The sequence below is a fragment of the Corynebacterium sp. MSK006 genome, assembly GCF_030232385.1.
Taxonomy (GTDB): domain Bacteria; phylum Actinomycetota; class Actinomycetes; order Mycobacteriales; family Mycobacteriaceae; genus Corynebacterium; species Corynebacterium frankenforstense_A.
Genome location: NZ_JASPJZ010000036.1, coordinates 1 through 345 on the forward strand (window position 1 = coordinate 1; position 345 = coordinate 345).

The 345-nt window shown below is 56.2% G+C and carries 1 protein-coding gene; it reads right to left on the bottom strand.

Translation table 11 applies throughout. From position 1 onward, the window contains the following. Window positions 1–345, bottom strand: a 345-nt coding sequence (locus QQA02_RS11605) for a hypothetical protein (RefSeq protein WP_284864352.1), incomplete at both ends; no start/stop codon positions are given.

Here is a 345-nt window from a genome sequence, read left to right on the forward strand (position 1 = left end):
GTTCTCGACGGTCACCGAGATCTCGAAGTCACGCTCCTCTTCGTCCTTGTCCCAGTCATCGATCTCCGGAGTACCGGAAATCTTGTTGGACTCAGGATCGAAGTCAACGCCCTTCGGCAGATCCTTCTCATCGACAGTGACCTTCGCGTCCTTGTCGGCCGGCGTGATCGTGACGTCCTCGATCGGGTTACCCTCGACGACAGTCTGATCACCGTTGGTGATCTCCACACCCTCAACCGGGTCAATCACCGTGGCAGGAATCGAGTTCGAATCCTTGGGATCAGAACCCTTCTCCTTCTCCTCCTTGTCGGTGTAACCGTCGTCGTCGTCATCCTCATCAGTGAC